The 17,936-nt window shown below is 53.7% G+C and carries 15 protein-coding genes; 3 read left to right on the top strand and 12 right to left on the bottom strand.

All coding sequences use genetic code 11. The annotated features are described in order from the left end of the window. Positions 1–6: 6 nt before the first annotated feature. The 9 genes from GE278_10420 to GE278_10460 form a co-directional block, all read right to left on the bottom strand. Positions 7–1,611, bottom strand: a complete 1,605-nt coding sequence (locus GE278_10420) for a choline dehydrogenase (GenBank protein QLK61148.1) — start codon at positions 1,609–1,611, stop codon at positions 7–9. Continuing rightward, positions 1,604–2,161: a gluconate 5-dehydrogenase gene (locus GE278_10425; protein ID QLK61149.1), complete on the bottom strand. Its 558-nt coding sequence runs from the start codon at positions 2,159–2,161 to the stop codon at positions 1,604–1,606. Before GE278_10425 ends, GE278_10420 begins: the two co-directional genes overlap by 8 nt. A 60-nt stretch (positions 2,162–2,221) precedes the next feature. Then, positions 2,222–2,698, bottom strand: a complete 477-nt coding sequence (locus GE278_10430) for a heme-binding protein (protein ID QLK61150.1) — start codon at positions 2,696–2,698, stop codon at positions 2,222–2,224. A 379-nt stretch (positions 2,699–3,077) separates the two neighbouring features. Further along, a complete protein-coding gene (locus tag GE278_10435) occupies positions 3,078–4,637 on the bottom strand; it encodes a serine hydrolase (GenBank protein ID QLK61151.1) in 1,560 nt (519 codons plus the stop codon). A gap of 68 nt (positions 4,638–4,705) precedes the next feature. Continuing rightward, the gene (locus GE278_10440) at positions 4,706–5,491 is read right to left on the bottom strand and encodes an ATP-binding cassette domain-containing protein (GenBank protein ID QLK61152.1); all 786 of its coding nucleotides are present in this window, start codon (positions 5,489–5,491) and stop codon (positions 4,706–4,708) included. Next, complete coding sequence (locus GE278_10445; GenBank protein QLK63265.1) at positions 5,488–6,318, bottom strand: ATP-binding cassette domain-containing protein; 831 nt, start codon at positions 6,316–6,318, stop codon at positions 5,488–5,490. The genes GE278_10440 and GE278_10445 overlap by 4 nt, the downstream gene beginning before the upstream one ends. Then, complete coding sequence (locus tag GE278_10450; protein ID QLK61153.1) at positions 6,318–7,244, bottom strand: ABC transporter permease subunit; 927 nt, start codon at positions 7,242–7,244, stop codon at positions 6,318–6,320. The genes GE278_10445 and GE278_10450 overlap by 1 nt, the downstream gene beginning before the upstream one ends. Continuing rightward, complete coding sequence (locus tag GE278_10455) at positions 7,241–8,254, bottom strand: ABC transporter permease subunit (GenBank protein ID QLK61154.1); 1,014 nt, start codon at positions 8,252–8,254, stop codon at positions 7,241–7,243. Before GE278_10455 ends, GE278_10450 begins: the two co-directional genes overlap by 4 nt. Beyond that, on the bottom strand, positions 8,251–9,846 hold the full coding sequence (locus GE278_10460) for an ABC transporter substrate-binding protein (protein ID QLK61155.1): 1,596 nt from the start codon (positions 9,844–9,846) through the stop codon (positions 8,251–8,253). Before GE278_10460 ends, GE278_10455 begins: the two co-directional genes overlap by 4 nt. Before the next feature lie 250 nt (positions 9,847–10,096). Here GE278_10460 and GE278_10465 point away from each other — a divergent pair, with 250 nt between their 5' ends. After that, entirely contained in the window at positions 10,097–11,209 is a 1,113-nt protein-coding gene (locus GE278_10465; protein ID QLK61156.1) for a peptidase, read from the top strand. Positions 11,210–11,278: 69 nt separating this feature from the next. Here GE278_10465 and GE278_10470 read toward each other — a convergent pair whose 3' ends face one another. Continuing rightward, the gene (locus GE278_10470; protein ID QLK61157.1) at positions 11,279–12,232 is read right to left on the bottom strand and encodes a DUF1471 domain-containing protein; all 954 of its coding nucleotides are present in this window, start codon (positions 12,230–12,232) and stop codon (positions 11,279–11,281) included. A 537-nt stretch (positions 12,233–12,769) separates the two neighbouring features. Between GE278_10470 and pntA the strand changes: the two genes are divergently transcribed. Together pntA and pntB are read left to right on the top strand one after the other, a co-directional pair. Then, the gene (gene pntA / locus GE278_10475) at positions 12,770–14,299 is read left to right on the top strand and encodes a Re/Si-specific NAD(P)(+) transhydrogenase subunit alpha (GenBank protein ID QLK63266.1); all 1,530 of its coding nucleotides are present in this window, start codon (positions 12,770–12,772) and stop codon (positions 14,297–14,299) included. Between the two features lie 10 nt (positions 14,300–14,309). Next, complete coding sequence (pntB, locus tag GE278_10480; protein QLK61158.1) at positions 14,310–15,701, top strand: Re/Si-specific NAD(P)(+) transhydrogenase subunit beta; 1,392 nt, start codon at positions 14,310–14,312, stop codon at positions 15,699–15,701. Positions 15,702–15,766: 65 nt separating this feature from the next. On the opposite strand, the gene uspE is transcribed toward pntB, so the two are convergent. Both uspE and fnr read right to left on the bottom strand, forming a co-directional pair. Continuing rightward, positions 15,767–16,726 (bottom strand): universal stress protein UspE, encoded by a 960-nt coding sequence (gene uspE, locus GE278_10485; GenBank protein ID QLK61159.1) that lies wholly within the window; start codon positions 16,724–16,726, stop codon positions 15,767–15,769. Positions 16,727–16,874: 148 nt separating this feature from the next. Then, on the bottom strand, positions 16,875–17,630 hold the full coding sequence (gene fnr, locus GE278_10490) for a fumarate/nitrate reduction transcriptional regulator Fnr (GenBank protein ID QLK61160.1): 756 nt from the start codon (positions 17,628–17,630) through the stop codon (positions 16,875–16,877). Positions 17,631–17,936 lie beyond the last annotated feature (306 nt).

The following is a 17,936-nucleotide window of genomic DNA, read 5'->3' on the forward strand; positions in this document are numbered from 1 at the left end:
AGAAAATCAGGCCAGGCTTTTCAGCACCGTATCCGCCATGCGTAAGGCCAGCGCCGTACCGGACAGCGTGGAGTTCACCGTCGAGGCCGACGGCATGATGCCGGTACCGGCGATAAACAGGTTCGGATGATCGTGGGTGCGACAGTCACCATCTACCACTGAATCCTTCGGATCGCTGCCCATGATCATGGTGCCGGTGATGTGCTGGTTGTTGTCGTATACGCCACGCTTGCTGTACACCACGTCGGTGCCGCCCATTTCTTTGACGATCTTCTGGAAATCGAGCATCGACTGGTCATAACCGCGATGAACGTATTCCGGGAATTTGTAATGGACTTCGAGGCGCGGGATCCCCCATTCGTCTTTCTCAGTTTTACTGAGCACTACGCGATTTTCCGGCTCCGGCAGCATCTCCAGCAAGCATTTAAGCTGGATAAACCGCTCGGACTGGTAAGTCAGTTTGTCGTTTAGTGCTTTGCCGTAATAGCCCTGACGCACCAGACGCTCGGTCAGATAACGCACCGGCGAGGTGTTTGCCACATCAATGCGCAGTGCGGAGCGTTCGGCACGGAATTCGCCATCGCGCAGGTTGTTGATACTGCCAGGACGCATCGGTCCGCGGCCAAAATAGACCGGCTCATCGGCGTAAAACTCAACGGAGGTCCCCGGATGATCCATCAGGTTACGACCCACCATGCCGGAACTGTTGGCAATACCGTTCGGGTATTTTTCGCTGGTGGACATCAGCAGCAGTTTCGGGCTTTCGATGCCATTGGCGGTCAGCACAAACCGTTTACCCGTGACTTTGTGCATCACTTTATCGGCGTCAAGATAATGCACCGCGACGATTTCGCCGCTGTCATTGGCTTCAATTTTGCAGACCACGGCGTTGGCAATGACGCGCACCCCCGCTTCGATGGCCTTACGGGCAGAGATCCCGCCGTGGTATTGCGCATCTATCGGGCAGACCGGCATACAGTTATTGTTACCGCAGCAGGCCGGGCGGCCATCGTAGGGAATGCTGTTACGCGCCTGCGGGCCGATGCCGAGCACATAACCCAGTTTGGCGATACGTTTGCTGATGCGGTCAAACCCGTAAGGAAGCGGAATGCCCGGCAGCGGATAGGGCTGTGAACGGGGGGAGTCCAGCGCATCGTCACCGGAAACGCCCATCTGGATTTCGGCTTCGGTGTAGTAAGGCTCGAGATCGTCATAGCTTATCGGCCAGTCGCGACCAATGCCGTACAGCGTTTTGATTTTCATGTCGTTTGGCAGCAGGCGAAACGCTTGTCCGGCCCAGTGCCAGGTGGTGCCGCCGACGCCTCGCAGGTATTGCGCCGCGTATAAATCCGGGCCTTTCTGGATCAGATAATTATTGTCTTTTGGCTGGAATTTCGGCTGCGGAGCCCAGGGTTTTGGCGGGTACGGCTCGGTGAAATCGCCTTTCAGGGCCGACTGGCGGAACAGTTCCACCGCTTCGTCACGTTTTATGACCGGCCCGGAATCTAACATCAGCACGGAAACCCCGGCTTTGACCATTTTCAGTGCGGCAAGGGAACCGGCAATACCGGCACCGATGACGACAACGTCTGCGTTCAGTGCATCAGCCATGAGCATTTACCTCAAGAGTGTTTTGTGGCGCGGCGGCAGGTTTGTGGATCCAGAAATTTGGTTCGCCCGGCGCATAGCTTGGCGGCAGCAGGTTATTTTTCAGCAACTGATAGCTGACAATATTTTCGAATCCGATGCATTGCTGACTGCCCGGCTGACCGACAACACCGAGATACCAGCCGCTGACCAGTTGCTGATACAGCTGTGCCATTTCAGCCGGTTGCTGCGCTAAAAGCTGATGCAGAGAGTCGCCGACCACGTCGCTGTGTGCGGCGATCAGCGCCGCAAGGGCATCGAGCTGGGTATCGAGTCTGGCGTCATGTAGCCAGCTGTAGAGTGCCTGTGCGAGATGGTGTTCCAGCGTATCCATACCGGTTAGCTGTCTGGAAAGCGGCATAAAACTGTCGGGCATAGTCACGGCCGAAGCCAGAGGCGGCGCGGCGTGGGCCAGCGTGGTAAACACGCCACCGCCAAGCAGCTGGCTGCCGATCCCGGCTGCCAGCACGCCCGCAGTGCCGAGAACCATCCGGCGACGAGAGAGATTGATCATTGTGTCTTTTCCATCAAACGGCCACGGGCGTGGCCATTAATCAAACTGCTTCAGGTGTGGTTATTTCAGAATGCTGGCGGCTTTCTCAGAAGATTGATTATCGATCTCCTGCTTTGGCGTGCTGACGCCAACTGCGCCCACCACTTCGCCGTTAAGCGTCAGCGGGAAGCCGCCGCCCAGGGCGATTGCGTGAGGGATCGCCAGAACCGTGGTTTCGCCGCCCTGCAAACGCTGCATGAACTTCAGCGACGGGGCGTGATAGAGGGCGGACGTGCGGGCTTTGCCAATTGAGGCATCAACGCAACCGGCCGGAGAACCGTCCAGGCGCTGGAAGGCCAGTAATGAACCAGATGCATCAACAACGGCCACGCAGCCGGTGCTGCGTTGTTCCGCCAGCGTCGATTTAACGCTGTCGATGACTTTCGCAGCCTGAGCATTATCCAGCTGAGGATGATCGGCAGCTAATACCGAAGTGGCAGAAAAAAGAAGTGTGGCGGCACAGACTAACGCACGCGTGGCGTTTTTTTTAACAGACATAGATTTATCCCTTGTAACAGTAGCAACAACATTGCTTTGAAAAAGTATCTTTAAATCATTATGTTTAAAACAATAACGGTCGCTGGCCGGACGCTTAGGCGCGTTTCTTAAAGCCAAATCAACCACAAGGTTATTGTTTTATGTTTCGTGGATGTTAATTCAATTAACAAAGCAGAAGAAGTGACGGTTGCGGCAGGTGACTAATCAAAAACAGGAATTTCAGAGGATAAAATGTGCAAATCGGGCTGACAGGCCTTATGGAATAAGGACTGAACATTTTGTGCGATTATGTACCAATTGATCCGTTGTGATGCGTGGAGTGTGATCGGGTTAACAAAAAAGCCTTCCGGGCGGAAGGCTTTGTGTGATGTGAAGGGGATTATTTTACCGGTTGCCAGCTGCTGCGACATTCGTCGCGGCGAAAGTTCAGCACACGGCTGCGGTTAGAAATCAGTTTCACGTTGTAGCCCTGAAAATACAGGCAGAAGTTTTTCTTCCACGGGCCGTCCGGCAGTTCCACCAATAAACGCCCGGCACCCAGCGACGTCAGCTGACCGCTGGCGCGCAATGTGCCAACACCCATCAGCAGCCGGTCGCCTTCGATATCAAACGCGGCTTTGGATTCCGGATGATACCAGCGCCCCTGAACCATGTTCAGGCAGTTGTTAGGTTCAACCGGCGTGAAGTAGCGCGGTGCATGGCCGATTTCGCCTTTAATGGCTTTACCATCCCAGCGCAGACGCATTGGCATATGCGCCGACAGCGTGATGGCCTCTCCGGCATCCTCGCCCTCATACAGGTTATCTGCACTACCCAGATAACTGGCCGTGCCGTTGCTGACTTTCAGCCAGTAAGGTTCCGCAGTACTGGCGTAAAGGCCATCCGGCAGGGCGTTGCTGCGTAAGGGCAGCGGGGTGGCCAGCAGTGCCGACATCACTTCCAGCGCGTGGGTGTACGCCGTGGTGTCTTCGCGGTTAGAAACCAGCGCGACGCCGACCTCCAGTTCCGGGTGCAGCAGGAAGTAACTTTTGTAACCGGCGTGCGAACCGCCGTGGCCGTAAACCGTATGTTCACCGATTGGCGTTGAGGTGGTGCCGAGTCCGTATGCGGAAGGAATATCGCCGTGCAGATAACGCGTTTCCGTCAGGGTTTTTAGCACACCAGTGCCGGGACCGGTATTGCTGAGCAGGCTTTGCAGCCAGACGGAAAGCGACCGCACGCTGCCGGTCAGGCTGCCGGACGCCGAAAGATGCAGACCGGCGACGGCGGTTTTCCAGCCGGTCACATCCTGCCAGTATCCGGGAGCGAGATCAGGCACGATGTCAAACCAGGTTTCCGGCGCGTGGAAGGCAATGTCCAGTGGCTGCGCGATATGCTGTTGCAGCAGATCTTCAAACAAAATGCCTTTTTGTTTCAGTATTTCTTCCACCAGCCGGTAGCCGGTATTGCTGTAGGAAATCTCGGTGCCCGCCTGGAAATTCAGTGCGCCGTCTTGTGCCAGAAACGTCATGATGTCCCCGGCGTCGCTGACGTTATAAACCGAAACACCGAGCAGCGAGAGCGTTTCGCGCACGTCCGGCAACCCGCCGGTCATGTCCAGCGCCTGTCCGAGGGTTACCTGCGACATCGGTGCTTTCAGCTGCGGTAAATGCTGGCCGAGGGTGTCGCTCAACGAAAGGCCAGCATCGCTGCGCAGTAAGGCCAGCGTGGCGAAAATGTGCTTAGTGACCGAGGCGTAGCGCACCACGGAATCGATGCTGAAGGGGTCGGATGTGGTCAGATTTGCCAATCCGCCAGTGGCGCAGCTGCGCAGGGTTTTGCTGTCAAAAAGTGTGATGGCGCCGCCCGGTTCGCCGGGTTGATTCCAGCGCCCGGTGATGCGCTTTGCCGCAGCCTCAGCCGCCTGCCACTGTAATGCAGACTGTGTGGTGGATGTCATTAACGTCTCCCAATACTGTCAGTCAGTGAATACTTTTAAATGTGCCTGGAATGAAATGTTCAGTCAGCTCATTCGGGCTCTTCAAGACTGAGACTCAACGATCGCAATTGTGCTGTATGCGGATGGCTGATGTTGCCCATCCGTAAATCGTCCGCGCTCAGAAGCTCAACCATTTCACCACCAATCATCACGCCAATGCTGGTGCAAAGATGCGTTACGACCGCCAGATTGTGGCTGACCAGAATATAAGTGAGTTTGCGGCGTTCGCGCAGATCGCTCAGCAGGTTCAGGATTTCGGCCTGCACCGAGACGTCGAGAGCGGAAGTCGGTTCATCAAGCAGTAAAATCTCGGGTTCTGAAATCATCGCCCGCGCAATCGCCACGCGCTGACGTTGCCCGCCGGACAGCTGATGCGGAAAACGAAAACGCACTGCCTGCGGCAATCCCACCTCGGCCAGCGCATCGGCAATGCGTTTTTCGATGTTGAGAAAGCCGTGTACGATCAGCGGTTCGCTGAGGATGCGGTCGATGGTCTGACGCGGATGCAGCGAGCCATAGGGGTCCTGAAATACCATCTGCACGCGGCGGAAGAAACGTTTCTGCCGCACTGGCATCTGGTCTTCACCACCGATCACCATTTCTCCTGACCATGATTGATTCAGCCCGGCCAGCGCACGCAAAATAGTGGATTTTCCCGAGCCGCTTTCGCCGACGATGCCGAAACAGCCGCCCGGCGGCACACTGAAACTCACGCCTTTGACGACTTCGGTGTCATCGAACGCAATACGCAAATTATTCAGGGTAATTTTGCTGTTATCGAAAAATTCGCTGTTAAACGCAGAGTGTTCTGTCATGAGGTTTTCCATGCTTCATCACGCACCAGCACCGGCAGTCTGTCGCGCGGGTGTTTGAGCGACGGCAGGCATTCCAGCAACCCGCGCGTGTAAGGATGCTGTGCTTTCAGTAAGTCTCCAGCCTGTAACGTTTCGACAATCCGCCCGGCGTACATTACCGCCACGCGATCGCAGAATTTCGACACCAGCGGCAGGTCGTGGCTGATCAGAATCAGCCCCATACCACGGCTGGAAACCAGATCATCAAGCAGACGTAAGATCTCGGCCTGCACGGTGGCATCGAGCGCGCTGGTCGGTTCGTCGGCAATCATCAGCTCCGGATCGGGCGCCAGCATCATGGCTATCATCACACGCTGGCCCATACCGCCGGACACTTCATGGGCATAACGCTGCGCGACTTTATGCGGATCACGAATTCGCACCTGATCGAGCAGTTCAATCGCGGCGTTCATTGCCTGCTTTTTAGTGCCACCCTTGTGCGTCTGCCACGCCTCCGCGACCTGTTTACCCACTGGCATCACCGGATTGAGTGAGTATTTCGGGTCCTGCAAAATAAAGCCGACGCGTTTGCCACGTATCTGACGCATCTGCTTTTCGCTGGCGTTGCGCAGGTCGATCCCGTCAAACGACAGGGTTTCGGCACGGCAACTGGCGCTGGAAGGCAGCAGATTCATCAGGCAGCGCGCGGTCAGCGATTTGCCCGAACCGCTTTCGCCCACGATGCCGAATTTTTCTTTGCCCAGCGAAAGTGATACGCCGCGCACGGCGTCAAAACTGCCGCTGTTGGTTTTGAATGTGATGTGCAGATCTTTGATATCAACCAGCATCATTGCTCCTTAGGATCGAGGACGTCACGCAGCCCGTCGCCGAGGAAGTTGAACGCCAGAGACGTCACAAAAATAGCAATCGCCGGAATTAACGGCACCCACCATTCGCTGAACAGGAAACGGCGCGCGGTAGCAATCATTGCCCCCCATTCCGGTGACGGCGGCTGTGCGCCCATACCGAGAAAACCCAGGCTGGCGGCGGTGATAATGATCGAACTCATGTCGAGCGTGATACGCACCACGAGGCTTGGTACGCACAGCGGCATAATGTGACGCAGCACGATGCGGGCGGAGGTCGCGCCGGTCAGACGGCAGGCGGCGATATAATCTGTGCCGCGTACCTGCATGGTTTCGGCGCGCGCCAGACGGGCGTAAGGCGGCCAGGCGGTGAGGGCGATCGCCAGAATGGCGCTTTCGATGCCCGGACGCAGTGCGGCGACAAACGCCAGCGCCAGAATCAGACGCGGAAAGGCGAGGAAGATGTCGGTCACACGCATTAGCAGGCGATCCACCCATCCGCCCGCGTAACCGGCGACGCAACCGATCAGCAGACCCAGCGGAGCAACAATGGCCACGACGATAATCACCATACCCAGCGTGATGCGACCGCCATACAGAATGCGGCTCAGCGTGTCACGGCCGAGTTCATCGGTGCCCAGCCAGTGCAGGGAAGAAGGTTTGGCTAAACGGTGCGCCAGATCCTGCGTGCCGGGATCGTAAGGCGTCAGCCACGGCGCGCAAATCGATACCAGCAGAACAACCAGCACGGTGAACAGGCCGGTTACGGCCAGTGGATTTTTGCGCAGACCGAGCCAGATGCGATAACGGCGTCCCCACACGGCCTGCGTGCGGGTGAGCGGCGTATCGGCCAGCAGCCAGGCGCGGCTTCCGGCGCGGGGTGGCGAAGTAACAGGGATTGAAGTCATTTTACGCGGGGATCCAATAGTCGGTAGAGAAGGTCGGCCAGCAGGTTAAGCAACACGTAAATCGCACCAATCAGCAGCGTGGAGCCGATCACCGGATTCATATCCGCATTCATCAACGAGACGGTGAGATATTGTCCGAGACCCGGCCAGGAGAAGACGTTTTCGGTGACCACCGCACCTTCCAGCAAACCAGCGTAGGTGAGTGCCAGCACGGTGATGAGCTGCACGCCGACGGTCGGAAAAGCGTGTTTCCAGATCACTCGTTGCGCCGATAATCCCTTGGCGCGGGCGGTGATCACGTATTCGCCGCTTAGCGCATTGAGCATAAAGGTACGGGTCATGCGGGTAATGTAGGCCATGCTGAAATACGCGAGGATCAGCACCGGCTGCGCCATGTGCGCCAGCGCATCCCAGAACGCGCCCATATCACCGGCGATCAGCGAATCGACCGTTAACAGCCCGGTGACTTGTGGGATCATGTCCTGATAGATGATGTCCTGACGCCCCGGCCCCGGCGCAATGCCCAGCACGGAGTAGAAAATCAGCAGGCTGAGCAAGGCCAGTACAAACACCGGCAGTGAATGACCGGCCAGACACACCACGCGGATGATCTGATCGACCCAACTGCCCTGACGCGTTGCTGCCCAGACACCCAGCGGAATGCCCACCAAGGCCGCAATGATAATGGCCGCCGTCGCCAGCTCCAGCGTGGCGGGGAAGAAGCGGGCGATATCGGTGGTGACCAGATTAGAGGTCAGAGCCGAACGGCCTAAGTCGCCGTGAAACACCTGACTGAGGTAATGGAAGAACTGCAACCAGAGGGGCTGATCCAGCCCCATTTCGTGACGAACCCGTTCGACGACTGCCTGCGGGGCGTTATCGCCAACCGCAGCCAGGACCGGATCCGTCGGCATGACGCGACCGATAAAAAACGTCACTACCGACAGACCAAACAAAGTAAGACAAACGCTGATGCAGGTACTCAGATAGCCTTTGAGTCTCTTGCTCACGCTTTAACAACCTTCTCGTAAGGGCTGGTATTCATAACGGTTAATGCCACGCCGGAAATCACGTTACGGCAGGCGGCGGTGTTGGTCGGTTGCAGCATGATGATAAACGGACTGTTTTCCATATGTTTTGTCTGCAACTCTTCATAGAGTTTGATGCGGGTGGCCGGATCCGACTCTTTCAGCGCTTTGGTGCTGAGATCGGAGATGCTTTTATCCTGCCAGCTGCAACGCCATGCCAGCGTACGGCTCTTGGCGGCATCGGTGTTATCCGGATTGCTGCAAAACGCTTCGGCGTTGGAGTTCGGATCGAAGTAATCAGCGCCCCATTGAGTCAGGGCCAGTTGCTGCTGACGCGCACGCATCTTGGTCAGCACCTGACGGCTCTCGGCAGCCAGTAGCGTCACTTTTATCCCGACTTCGGCGAGATTGGACTGCAATGCCTGTACAATGTCGGAAGAAGGCGATGCGGAGTAGTGGTCAAGCGTGATTTCGAAGCCGTTCGGGAAACCGGCTTCGGCCAGCAGCGCTTTGGCTTTGGCGACGTCGCGTTTGTACATGATGGTATTCACCGCCGCCGGGAAACCTTCCGGCAGGAAGCTCTGATGAATTTTGTGCGTCAGCGGTACGATATGTTGCTGGATATTTTCGTAGTCTACCGCCCACTTCAGCGCCTGCCATACCTGCGGTTTGGCCAGATTCGGATGCGCGGTATTGGCGGAAAGCATGTAGGTTCCGGCGATGCCTTTACGCACCAGCGTGAAGTTCTTGTCGTTCATCAGCGGACGCAGTTGCTCGGTGGTCAGGTTGCGGGCGATATCAATATCGCCTTTTTGCAGCATCAGCAGTTGGGCGGAAGGATCAACGATATGACGCATGATGATGCGCTGAATGTTGCCCGCGTGAGGGTTGCTCTTATTGCTTTCAAGAATGACGGATTCGCTGACTTTCCAGTCGCGCAGTTTAAATGCACCGGACCCGGCGCTGTTTTTCTTCAGCCAGGCGTTACCGAGATCGTCGCCCGCCTGATTCGCCAGACAGGCGGATTTCTGGACGATGCTGCCGACGTTGGCGGTCAGGCAATAGAGAAGGAAGGATTCGGAAGCCGGTTCTGCGGTAGTAATGATCAGCGTTTCGGCGTCCGGCGCGGTAATCATACTGTCGACGTTATCTTTGGTGTAACCAAACTGGTTAATAATGTAAGCCGGACTTTTATCCAGTTTCACTACGCGTTGCAGAGAAAACGCAGCGTCTTCGGCGGTCAGCGGTTTGCCGTCTGCCCATTTGGCTTTCGGATCCAGTTTGAAGGTAAAGGTTTTTTTGTCGTCGGAAGCAGTCCATGACAGAGCGAGATCGCCCTCGATTTCATCAGGGGAGGCCAGCTTAGGTTTCACCAGTTGCTGATACATATTGCCGGTAATTTCACTCCCAACTGACTCGAAGCTTTCATGCGGGTCAAGACTGGTAATGATGTCGAGCTGAATAGCCATCACCAGAATCGAGGCTGGCGTGGCAGCAAACACCGCATCAAATTTCAGGTAAGACAGTGCAGGTATTGCGGAAAAACCGGTAACGAATTGACGCCTGGTAACCATAAAAACTCCCATAGTATTGATATATAAAAGTAAAATTAAGTATTACGTGGGCGAACCCTTGACTTCATCGCGTGCAACTGGCTTTAATGAAAAACCGTTGCTTTGCATGCTTCAACTTTTCATATTGAAAAATCTAATGTGAACGACAACGGCTCTGTTCATCTTTAGTGCAACATGGATCCGGTGATGCACCTCATGCGAGCAAATCTCCGTTGTCTTTGTCACGCTCAATCAAAGGTAGACCTTTTTTATGAATAACGTAGCGCACGGAACTGAAGACTTAATGCCGGTTTTTGATGGACATAACGACGTTTTGCTGCAACTTTGGACAGAACATCGTCAAAATCCGGAGCACGTATTCCTTCAGGGCCCGGCCAGCGGACAAATGGATCTGCCTCGCTGCCGTGAAGCAGGCTTTGCTGGCGGGCTTTTCGCCGCCTGGGTACCGACTCCTGCGGTTGATCTTGCAAAGACCGCGCCAGATCGTTCAGTCGATACCCAATTCTTGTTGGAAGGTACTCAAAAACATCCTGATTTTTCCCCGACACCTTCTTTCGATTTTGCACGCGACGTCACGTTTGGCATGATGGCGTTCCTGTTGCGCATCGAAGAACAGTCGCAGGGAAAAGTGAAAATCTGCCGTACGGCGCGTGATATTCGTCACTCGATTGATAACCATGCATTAGCTGTGGTTATGCATATTGAAGGGGCTGAAGCGATTGATGCCGATCTCTATAATCTCGATGTGCTCTACAGCATGGGATTACGGTCTCTGGGTCCGGTGTGGAGCCGTCCGAACATCTTTGGACACGGCGTACCCTTCAAATATCAGACCTCGCCGGATACCGGACCCGGCCTGACAGAGGCAGGTATCCGTCTGGTGCAGGCTTGTAACCAGAAGCGCATCATGATTGATCTGTCGCATCTGAACGAAAAAGGGTTCTGGCAGGTTGCCGAACTGAGCGATGCGCCGCTGGTGGCCAGCCATTCCAATGCTTTCAGCATTTGTCCGCAGTCGCGTAACCTGACCGACAAGCAACTCGGTGCCATCAAAGAGAGTAAAGGCTTTGTGGGTCTGAACTTCGCGGTGCCGTTCCTGCGCGAAGACGGTAAAAGAAGCGACGATACCGGCACCGACATCATGGTGCGCCACGTGGATTATCTGGTGGAACATCTGGGTGAAGAGGGTGTGGGCTTTGGATCAGATTTCGACGGTGCGTCGATGGCGCCGTTTATGGCTGATGTGCGCGGATTACCGGTGCTGGTAGACGCATTAAGAAAAGCAGGGTACGGGCAGGCGTTGCTGGAGAAGATTTGCTATAAGAACTGGGTAAACGTTCTGGAAAGAACCTGGGGCGAATAAACCCTACGTGGGAAAAAGAAAAGGCAGCCATTTCTGGCTGCCTTTTTGCTGTGCTTTTTTGCGTCAGACTTATTTGAAGAAGTCAGCGCTTACGGTGAGGTTACCACCGCTTTTGTTCTGCCACTGACGGGTAATGTGGTAGAACTTGGCACCTTTGGCAGCGGCACGGTTCGCCACTTCCTGCGAAACATCCGTGGTGCTGTTGAAGTGCCCGGTGAAGGTCGTGGAGTCAAACGGAACCATCTGTGCAGCGGTCACGTCGTTCACTTCCTGAATTTTTGCACCGTTAGTAGCAGTGACAGTGTAACGTTTGCCAGTGGATGACTGCGTTTCGAAGAAACGGCCCACGTCACGGCTTGGGCTGCCTGAAGAGGCAACGCCTGGAATTTCAACTTTCTTCGCGGCTGCACCACCGGCGGCCAGTGCGGCTTTACCGGCTTCGGAATCCGCAGGGATAGCGTCCGGATCCTGTACTACGCGTTTCGGTGCATCTTTTTTGTAGATAAACGCGGTGATGTATTGGTTGCCGCCGCTGTTGGCATCAATCTGGCGTACGATGAAGAAAGAGTAAGCCCCTTTATCTTTCGCTGCTTTGGTGATGGCATCATTGACGTCTGGCTGGCTGCGGTAGAATCCGCTGACCGTGACGGTATCGAAAGGCTCAAGCTGATAAGCGACATCTTTAGGCAGCTCGACCACGCCGTTGATCACACGGTAATTTGGGTCTTTGCTCACTTCTGGCGCATCTTTTTTATAGATATCTGCAACGACGCGCCAGTTACCGCTATTGTTAGTGGTGTTGGTGTCCTGAATGTAGAAATAATCCGCGCCCAGAGTATCGGCACGGCGGGATACGGCATCAGCCGCATCGCCGAGCGTGTTAAAACGCCCGGAAATAACAATGCGATCAAAGGGTTTGATGGCTGCTGCTTTCTGCGGGCTAATTTCCTGCGCGGCATGTGCAGCAGACAGCGCAGAAACAGAAAACAGGGCCGATACGATGATCGTTTTTGTCAGCTTCATAAAAAATCCTTTCACCTTGCGCAGTAATGTTGAAACGTGCTGAATTCTTGATGTGTAACAGGTTAGCGACCGATTATTGCATGTAACAATACCGAGTGTCTCAGTAATTTATGGCAATAATGCGGGCGTCAACGCCATGACACTGTTCTTTTTTTGCTGACCCTAACTTATATAAGTTTGAGGAATAATCCAAGTAGTGAAATTAATGTTAATTATTCACTATTTTCTAACTTTTATGCCCGCTGTCAGCGGCTCATGGGTGAAAAGGGCAGAGTGATAGATCTGGTTTCCGCCGCCTGAAGAAGTGGATCAAAGGCGTATTTCTCAGCGTTTGCAGCAGCTTTGCGGTCCATATCAACTTTTTTATTATTAATTACCTGACTATCACTGCGATACGTAGATTATTGATCAGATATTCAGTAGGTTATAACCAGCCTGAAAAAACACGTTCTGGCGTTCTACATAAGCCGGCAGGCGGGTAATTGAAATGTTATGACGATGACACAAATCATCAATGAAAAGGGTGAAGGGAATACTATGCGTATTGGTGTACCAAGAGAGCGGTTGACCAATGAAGCCAGGGTTGCAGCCACGCCGAAAACGGTGGAACAGCTGCTCAAACTCGGCTTTACGGTCGCTATCGAACAAGGTGCCGGGAAGTTAGCCAGCTTTGAGGACGCCGCTTACGAACAAGCGGGCGCGTCCGTGGTGAGCGGCGAGGACGTCTGGCATTCAGATATCGTGTTGAAGGTGAATGCACCTGAAAACGATGAAATCGATAAACTACAGGCAGGCACCACGCTGGTCAGCTTCATCTGGCCTGCACAGAACCCTGAACTGATTCAAAAGCTGGCTGACCGTCAGGTCACCGCAATGGCAATGGATTCTGTGCCGCGCATCTCCCGCGCGCAATCTCTGGATGCCCTGAGCTCAATGGCCAACATCGCCGGTTACCGTGCGATTGTCGAGGCCGCTCACGAATTCGGCCGTTTCTTTACCGGGCAAATCACCGCTGCAGGTAAAGTGCCACCGGCAAAAGTCATGATTATCGGCGCCGGCGTGGCGGGTCTTGCGGCTATCGGCGCAGCCGGCAGCCTCGGTGCTATCGTGCGTGCTTTTGATACCCGACCTGAAGTGAAAGAGCAGGTTCAGAGCATGGGCGCGGAGTTCCTTGAACTGGACTTCGAAGAGGAAGCGGGCAGCGGCGACGGTTATGCCAAAGTGATGTCCGAGGCCTTCATCAAAGCGGAAATGGCGCTGTTTGCTGCTCAGGCCGAAGAAGTAGATATCATCGTAACTACCGCGCTGATCCCTGGCCGTCCGGCACCGAAACTCATCACCAAAGAAATGGTCGCGTCCATGAAACCGGGTAGCGTGATCGTCGATCTGGCGGCGCAAACTGGCGGTAACTGCGAACTGACCGTGGCGGATAAAATCACCACAACCGACAATGGCGTGAAGATCATTGGGTATACCGATTTGCCAAGCCGGTTGCCAACGCAGTCCTCTCAGCTATACGGCACCAATTTGGTTAACCTGCTGAAACTGCTGTGTAAAGAGAAAAACGGCGAAATCGAGATCGACTTCGAAGACACCGTAGTTCGCGGCGTAACCGTCGTGAAAGCCGGTGAAGTGACCTGGCCTGCGCCACCGATTCAGGTCTCGGCACAACCTCAGGCTGCCAAAGCGGCTGAGCCTGTAGCCAAAGCGGAAGCCAAACCGGCCTCGCCGTGGACTAAATTCATCATTATGGCCGTGGCTATTGTGCTGTTTGGCTGGCTGGCAAATGTGGCACCGAAAGAGTTCCTGTCCCACTTCACCGTCTTCGCGCTCTCCTGCGTGGTCGGTTACTACGTGGTATGGAATGTCAGCCATGCACTACATACTCCGCTGATGTCGGTGACGAACGCAATTTCCGGGATCATCGTGGTGGGCGCAGTATTGCAGATTGGTCATGGTGGCTGGGTTAGCTTCCTGTCTTTTATTGCCGTCCTGATCGCCAGTATCAATATTTTCGGCGGATTCACCGTCACTCAGCGCATGCTGAAGATGTTTCGTAAGAATTAAGGGGTAGCATATGTCTGGGGGTTTAGTTACAGCAGCATATATTGTTGCCGCTATTCTGTTTATTTGCAGCCTTGCGGGGCTCTCTAAACATGAAACGTCTAAGCAGGGGAACATCTTCGGTGTGACCGGGATGGCGATCGCCTTAATCGCGACCATTCTTGGTCCTGACTCCGGTAACGTTGGCTGGATCATTGTTGCGATGGTCATCGGTGGCGCGATTGGTGTTTATCTGGCGCGTAAGGTCGAAATGACTGAAATGCCGGAACTGGTGGCCATTCTGCACAGTTTCGTAGGTCTGGCTGCGGTTCTGGTTGGCTTCAACAGCTACCTCGATCACGGTGCGGTACCGATGGAAGGTGTGATGGAAAACATCCATCTGACCGAAGTCTTCCTTGGTATTTTCATCGGTGCGGTGACCTTCACCGGTTCGATTGTGGCCTTTGGCAAACTACGCGGGATTATCTCTTCCAAACCGCTGGCATTGCCACATCGTCATAAACTGAACCTGGCGGCGCTGGTGGTGTCTTTCCTGCTGATGGTGACGTTTGTTCGTACCGAAAGCGTGGGCCTGCAAGTATTTGCCCTGTTGATCATGACCATCATCGCGCTGGGCTTCGGCTGGCATCTGGTGTCCTCTATCGGCGGCGCAGACATGCCGGTGGTGGTATCGATGCTGAACTCGTATTCGGGTTGGGCGGCGGCGGCGGCGGGCTTTATGCTCAGCAACGACCTGCTGATCGTCACCGGTGCGTTGGTCGGTTCTTCCGGTGCGATCCTGTCTTACATCATGTGTAAAGCAATGAACCGTTCGTTCATCAGCGTGATTGCAGGCGGTTTCGGTACTGACGGTTCCTCAACCGGCAATGCGGAAGAGATGGGTGAGTATCACGAAGTGAGCGCGGAAGATGTGGCAGACATGCTCAAAAACGCCAGTTCAGTGATAATAACCCCAGGCTACGGCATGGCGGTGGCGCAAGCACAGTACCCGGTTCACGACATCACCGCGAAGCTGCGTGCCAAAGGCATCAAAGTGCGTTTCGGTATTCATCCTGTTGCAGGGCGTTTGCCTGGCCACATGAATGTCTTGCTGGCTGAAGCGAAAGTGCCTTATGACATCGTGCTGGAAATGGACGAAATCAACGGCGACTTCACGGATACCGACGTCGTGCTGGTTATCGGTGCCAATGACACCGTAAACCCGGCAGCGCTGGAAGATCCACGCAGCCCGATCGCGGGAATGCCGGTGCTGGAAGTGTGGAAGGCGCAGAACGTGATTGTTTTCAAACGTTCGATGAATACGGGTTATGCTGGCGTTCAAAATCCGCTGTTCTTCAAAGACAACACACAAATGTTGTTTGGCGATGCGAAAGAAAGCGTAGAGAAAATATTGCGCGCGCTGTAATGATTGAAGCGTTGAAATGAAAAAGGCCAGTCAACTGACTGGCCTTTTTATAGGTGATTCAGACGCTATTCGTCGTCATCCTCTTCATCATCGTCTTGCGTAATCGGGCATTCAAAATCATCCGGCTTGATAGCCAGCAAATCGCATTTAAGATGGTCGATCACCTGTTCGGTAGTATTGCCGAGGAACGCCGCTGATAATCCGGTACGACCAATCGCGCCTAATACCACGACACCCGCCTGCAAATGTTCCGCCAGGTCCGGGATCACTTCTTCCGGCAGGCCTTTTTCCACGTGCGTGAATTTCTCATCAATCTGGAATTTCTGCCGCAACGCTTTCATGGCAATCAGGTGCTGACCACGGATTGCATCGTTATAGACACTCGGGTCGAAGTCCGGCAGTTCGATGGCAATATTGATTGGCGTGACCGGATAAGCACCGACCAGATGAACTTCTGTCTGATTGACGTGAGAGGCCAGTTCGATGGTTTCTTTTACCAGCTTGATGTTCAGCGGGTCGTGATAGGGCTCTTCGCTGGAAAGGTTAACCGCAACAACGGCTTTACCGCCTTCAGGCCACGGCTGGTCTTTGACCATCCAGACCGGACACGGACATTTGCGCAGCAAATTCCAGTCGGTCGGGGTGAAGATGACAGATTCCAGACGGTCGTGCTGATGAGCCATTTTCAGTAGCAGATCGTGACCGGCTGAAATGACTTCCTGAATAATCGCTTCGAAGGGTTTATTGTGCCAGACCACTTTTACTTCAATCTGGATACCCGCTTCGATGTAGTACTTACATTGCTCTTTAATCCATTCGGCCCGTTCATTGATCACACTCTGTCGCATGCTTGTCCGTTCATCCGGCGACAGCATGGTGGTCATCTCATAGGAGAAATCATAAATAGACAGGAAAGCTTTGATCCGGCCACCGTTACGTTGCACCAGATACACGGCGCGACGCAAAGCAGGTTGATCATCCTGATTGGGGTCTATAGCAACGAGTAAATTTTGATACTTAGCCATGGGGACTCCTTAACACCTGTGAGAGAACAGCGTTCACTGTATTAAGTACAGAGTAAACCAAGATTAAGCAATCGGACAGAGGGGAAATTGAGTCGGATCAACAAATTATTCATTGCTGAGCCGACTCAAAATTTAACGATGTGGACTATCAGACAGATACAGCGACAGACTGGCCCGCTAATTGAGAGAGCATGGCGTGATTCTCAATGGTGATGTACTTGCCTTTCACGCTCAGCATTTCTGATTTCTGGAAACGGCCCAACAAGCGGCTGATGGTTTCCACGGTCAGGCCGAGGTAGTTACCGATATCGCCACGGGTCATTGTCAGGCGGAATTCGCGCTGAGAGAAACCCCGTTCTGCGAAACGGCGGGAGAGGTTATAGATAAACGCAGCCAGTCTTTCTTCCGCATTTTTCTTAGATAACAACAGGATCATATCCTGGTCACCTTTTATCTCACCGCTCATCAGACGCATCATTTGCTGGCGCAGATTGGGCATTTTTCCGGAAAGATCGTCGAGCGTTTCAAACGGAATTTCACAGACCATGGAAGTTTCCAGCGCCTGTGCGAAGCTTGGATGCTGCAGACCGCCAATCGCATCAAAACCGACTAAATCGCCCGCCAGATGGAAACCGGTGATCTGTTCATCGCCTTGTTCGGTGATGGTGTAGCTTTTGATGGTCCCGGAGCGAATGGCATAAAGGGATTTCAATTCATCGCCGGCTTTGAACAGTGCCTGACCTTTTTGGATCGGCTTTTTCCTTTCGATGATGTTGTCGAGCTGATCGAGTTCATGTTCATTCAGCGTGAAAGGAATGCAAAGCTGGCTGATGCTACAGTCCTGACAATGGATCGCACAGCCACCAGATTGGATACGTCGAATAATACGCTTTTCCGGGATCATAAGAGTCACTCAGGCAATATTGATATGGGTCAATTTTAACATCTTTTGCAGCGAGTGATAAGTAGCTGAATGGCGCGAAAAGAGCGAAATGTTAAAAAACTACGATTTTTAACGGGTTTTTTTTCTCATTATTTTGATCTGAACGAGTTATTTACACGAATTGAGAATCAATGAGATTTAGCTTTGGGTCAATTTATTTGCAAAATGTATATAAAATTTTTAACGAATACGTTGCCTGAATCAATTTAAGGCGGCTTAGGATATTCATCGCGTCGATTTTGATTTTACGAAAAGCAAAAACGCTGC

This window comes from Enterobacteriaceae bacterium Kacie_13 (assembly GCA_013457415.1).
Lineage (GTDB): Bacteria > Pseudomonadota > Gammaproteobacteria > Enterobacterales > Enterobacteriaceae > Rahnella.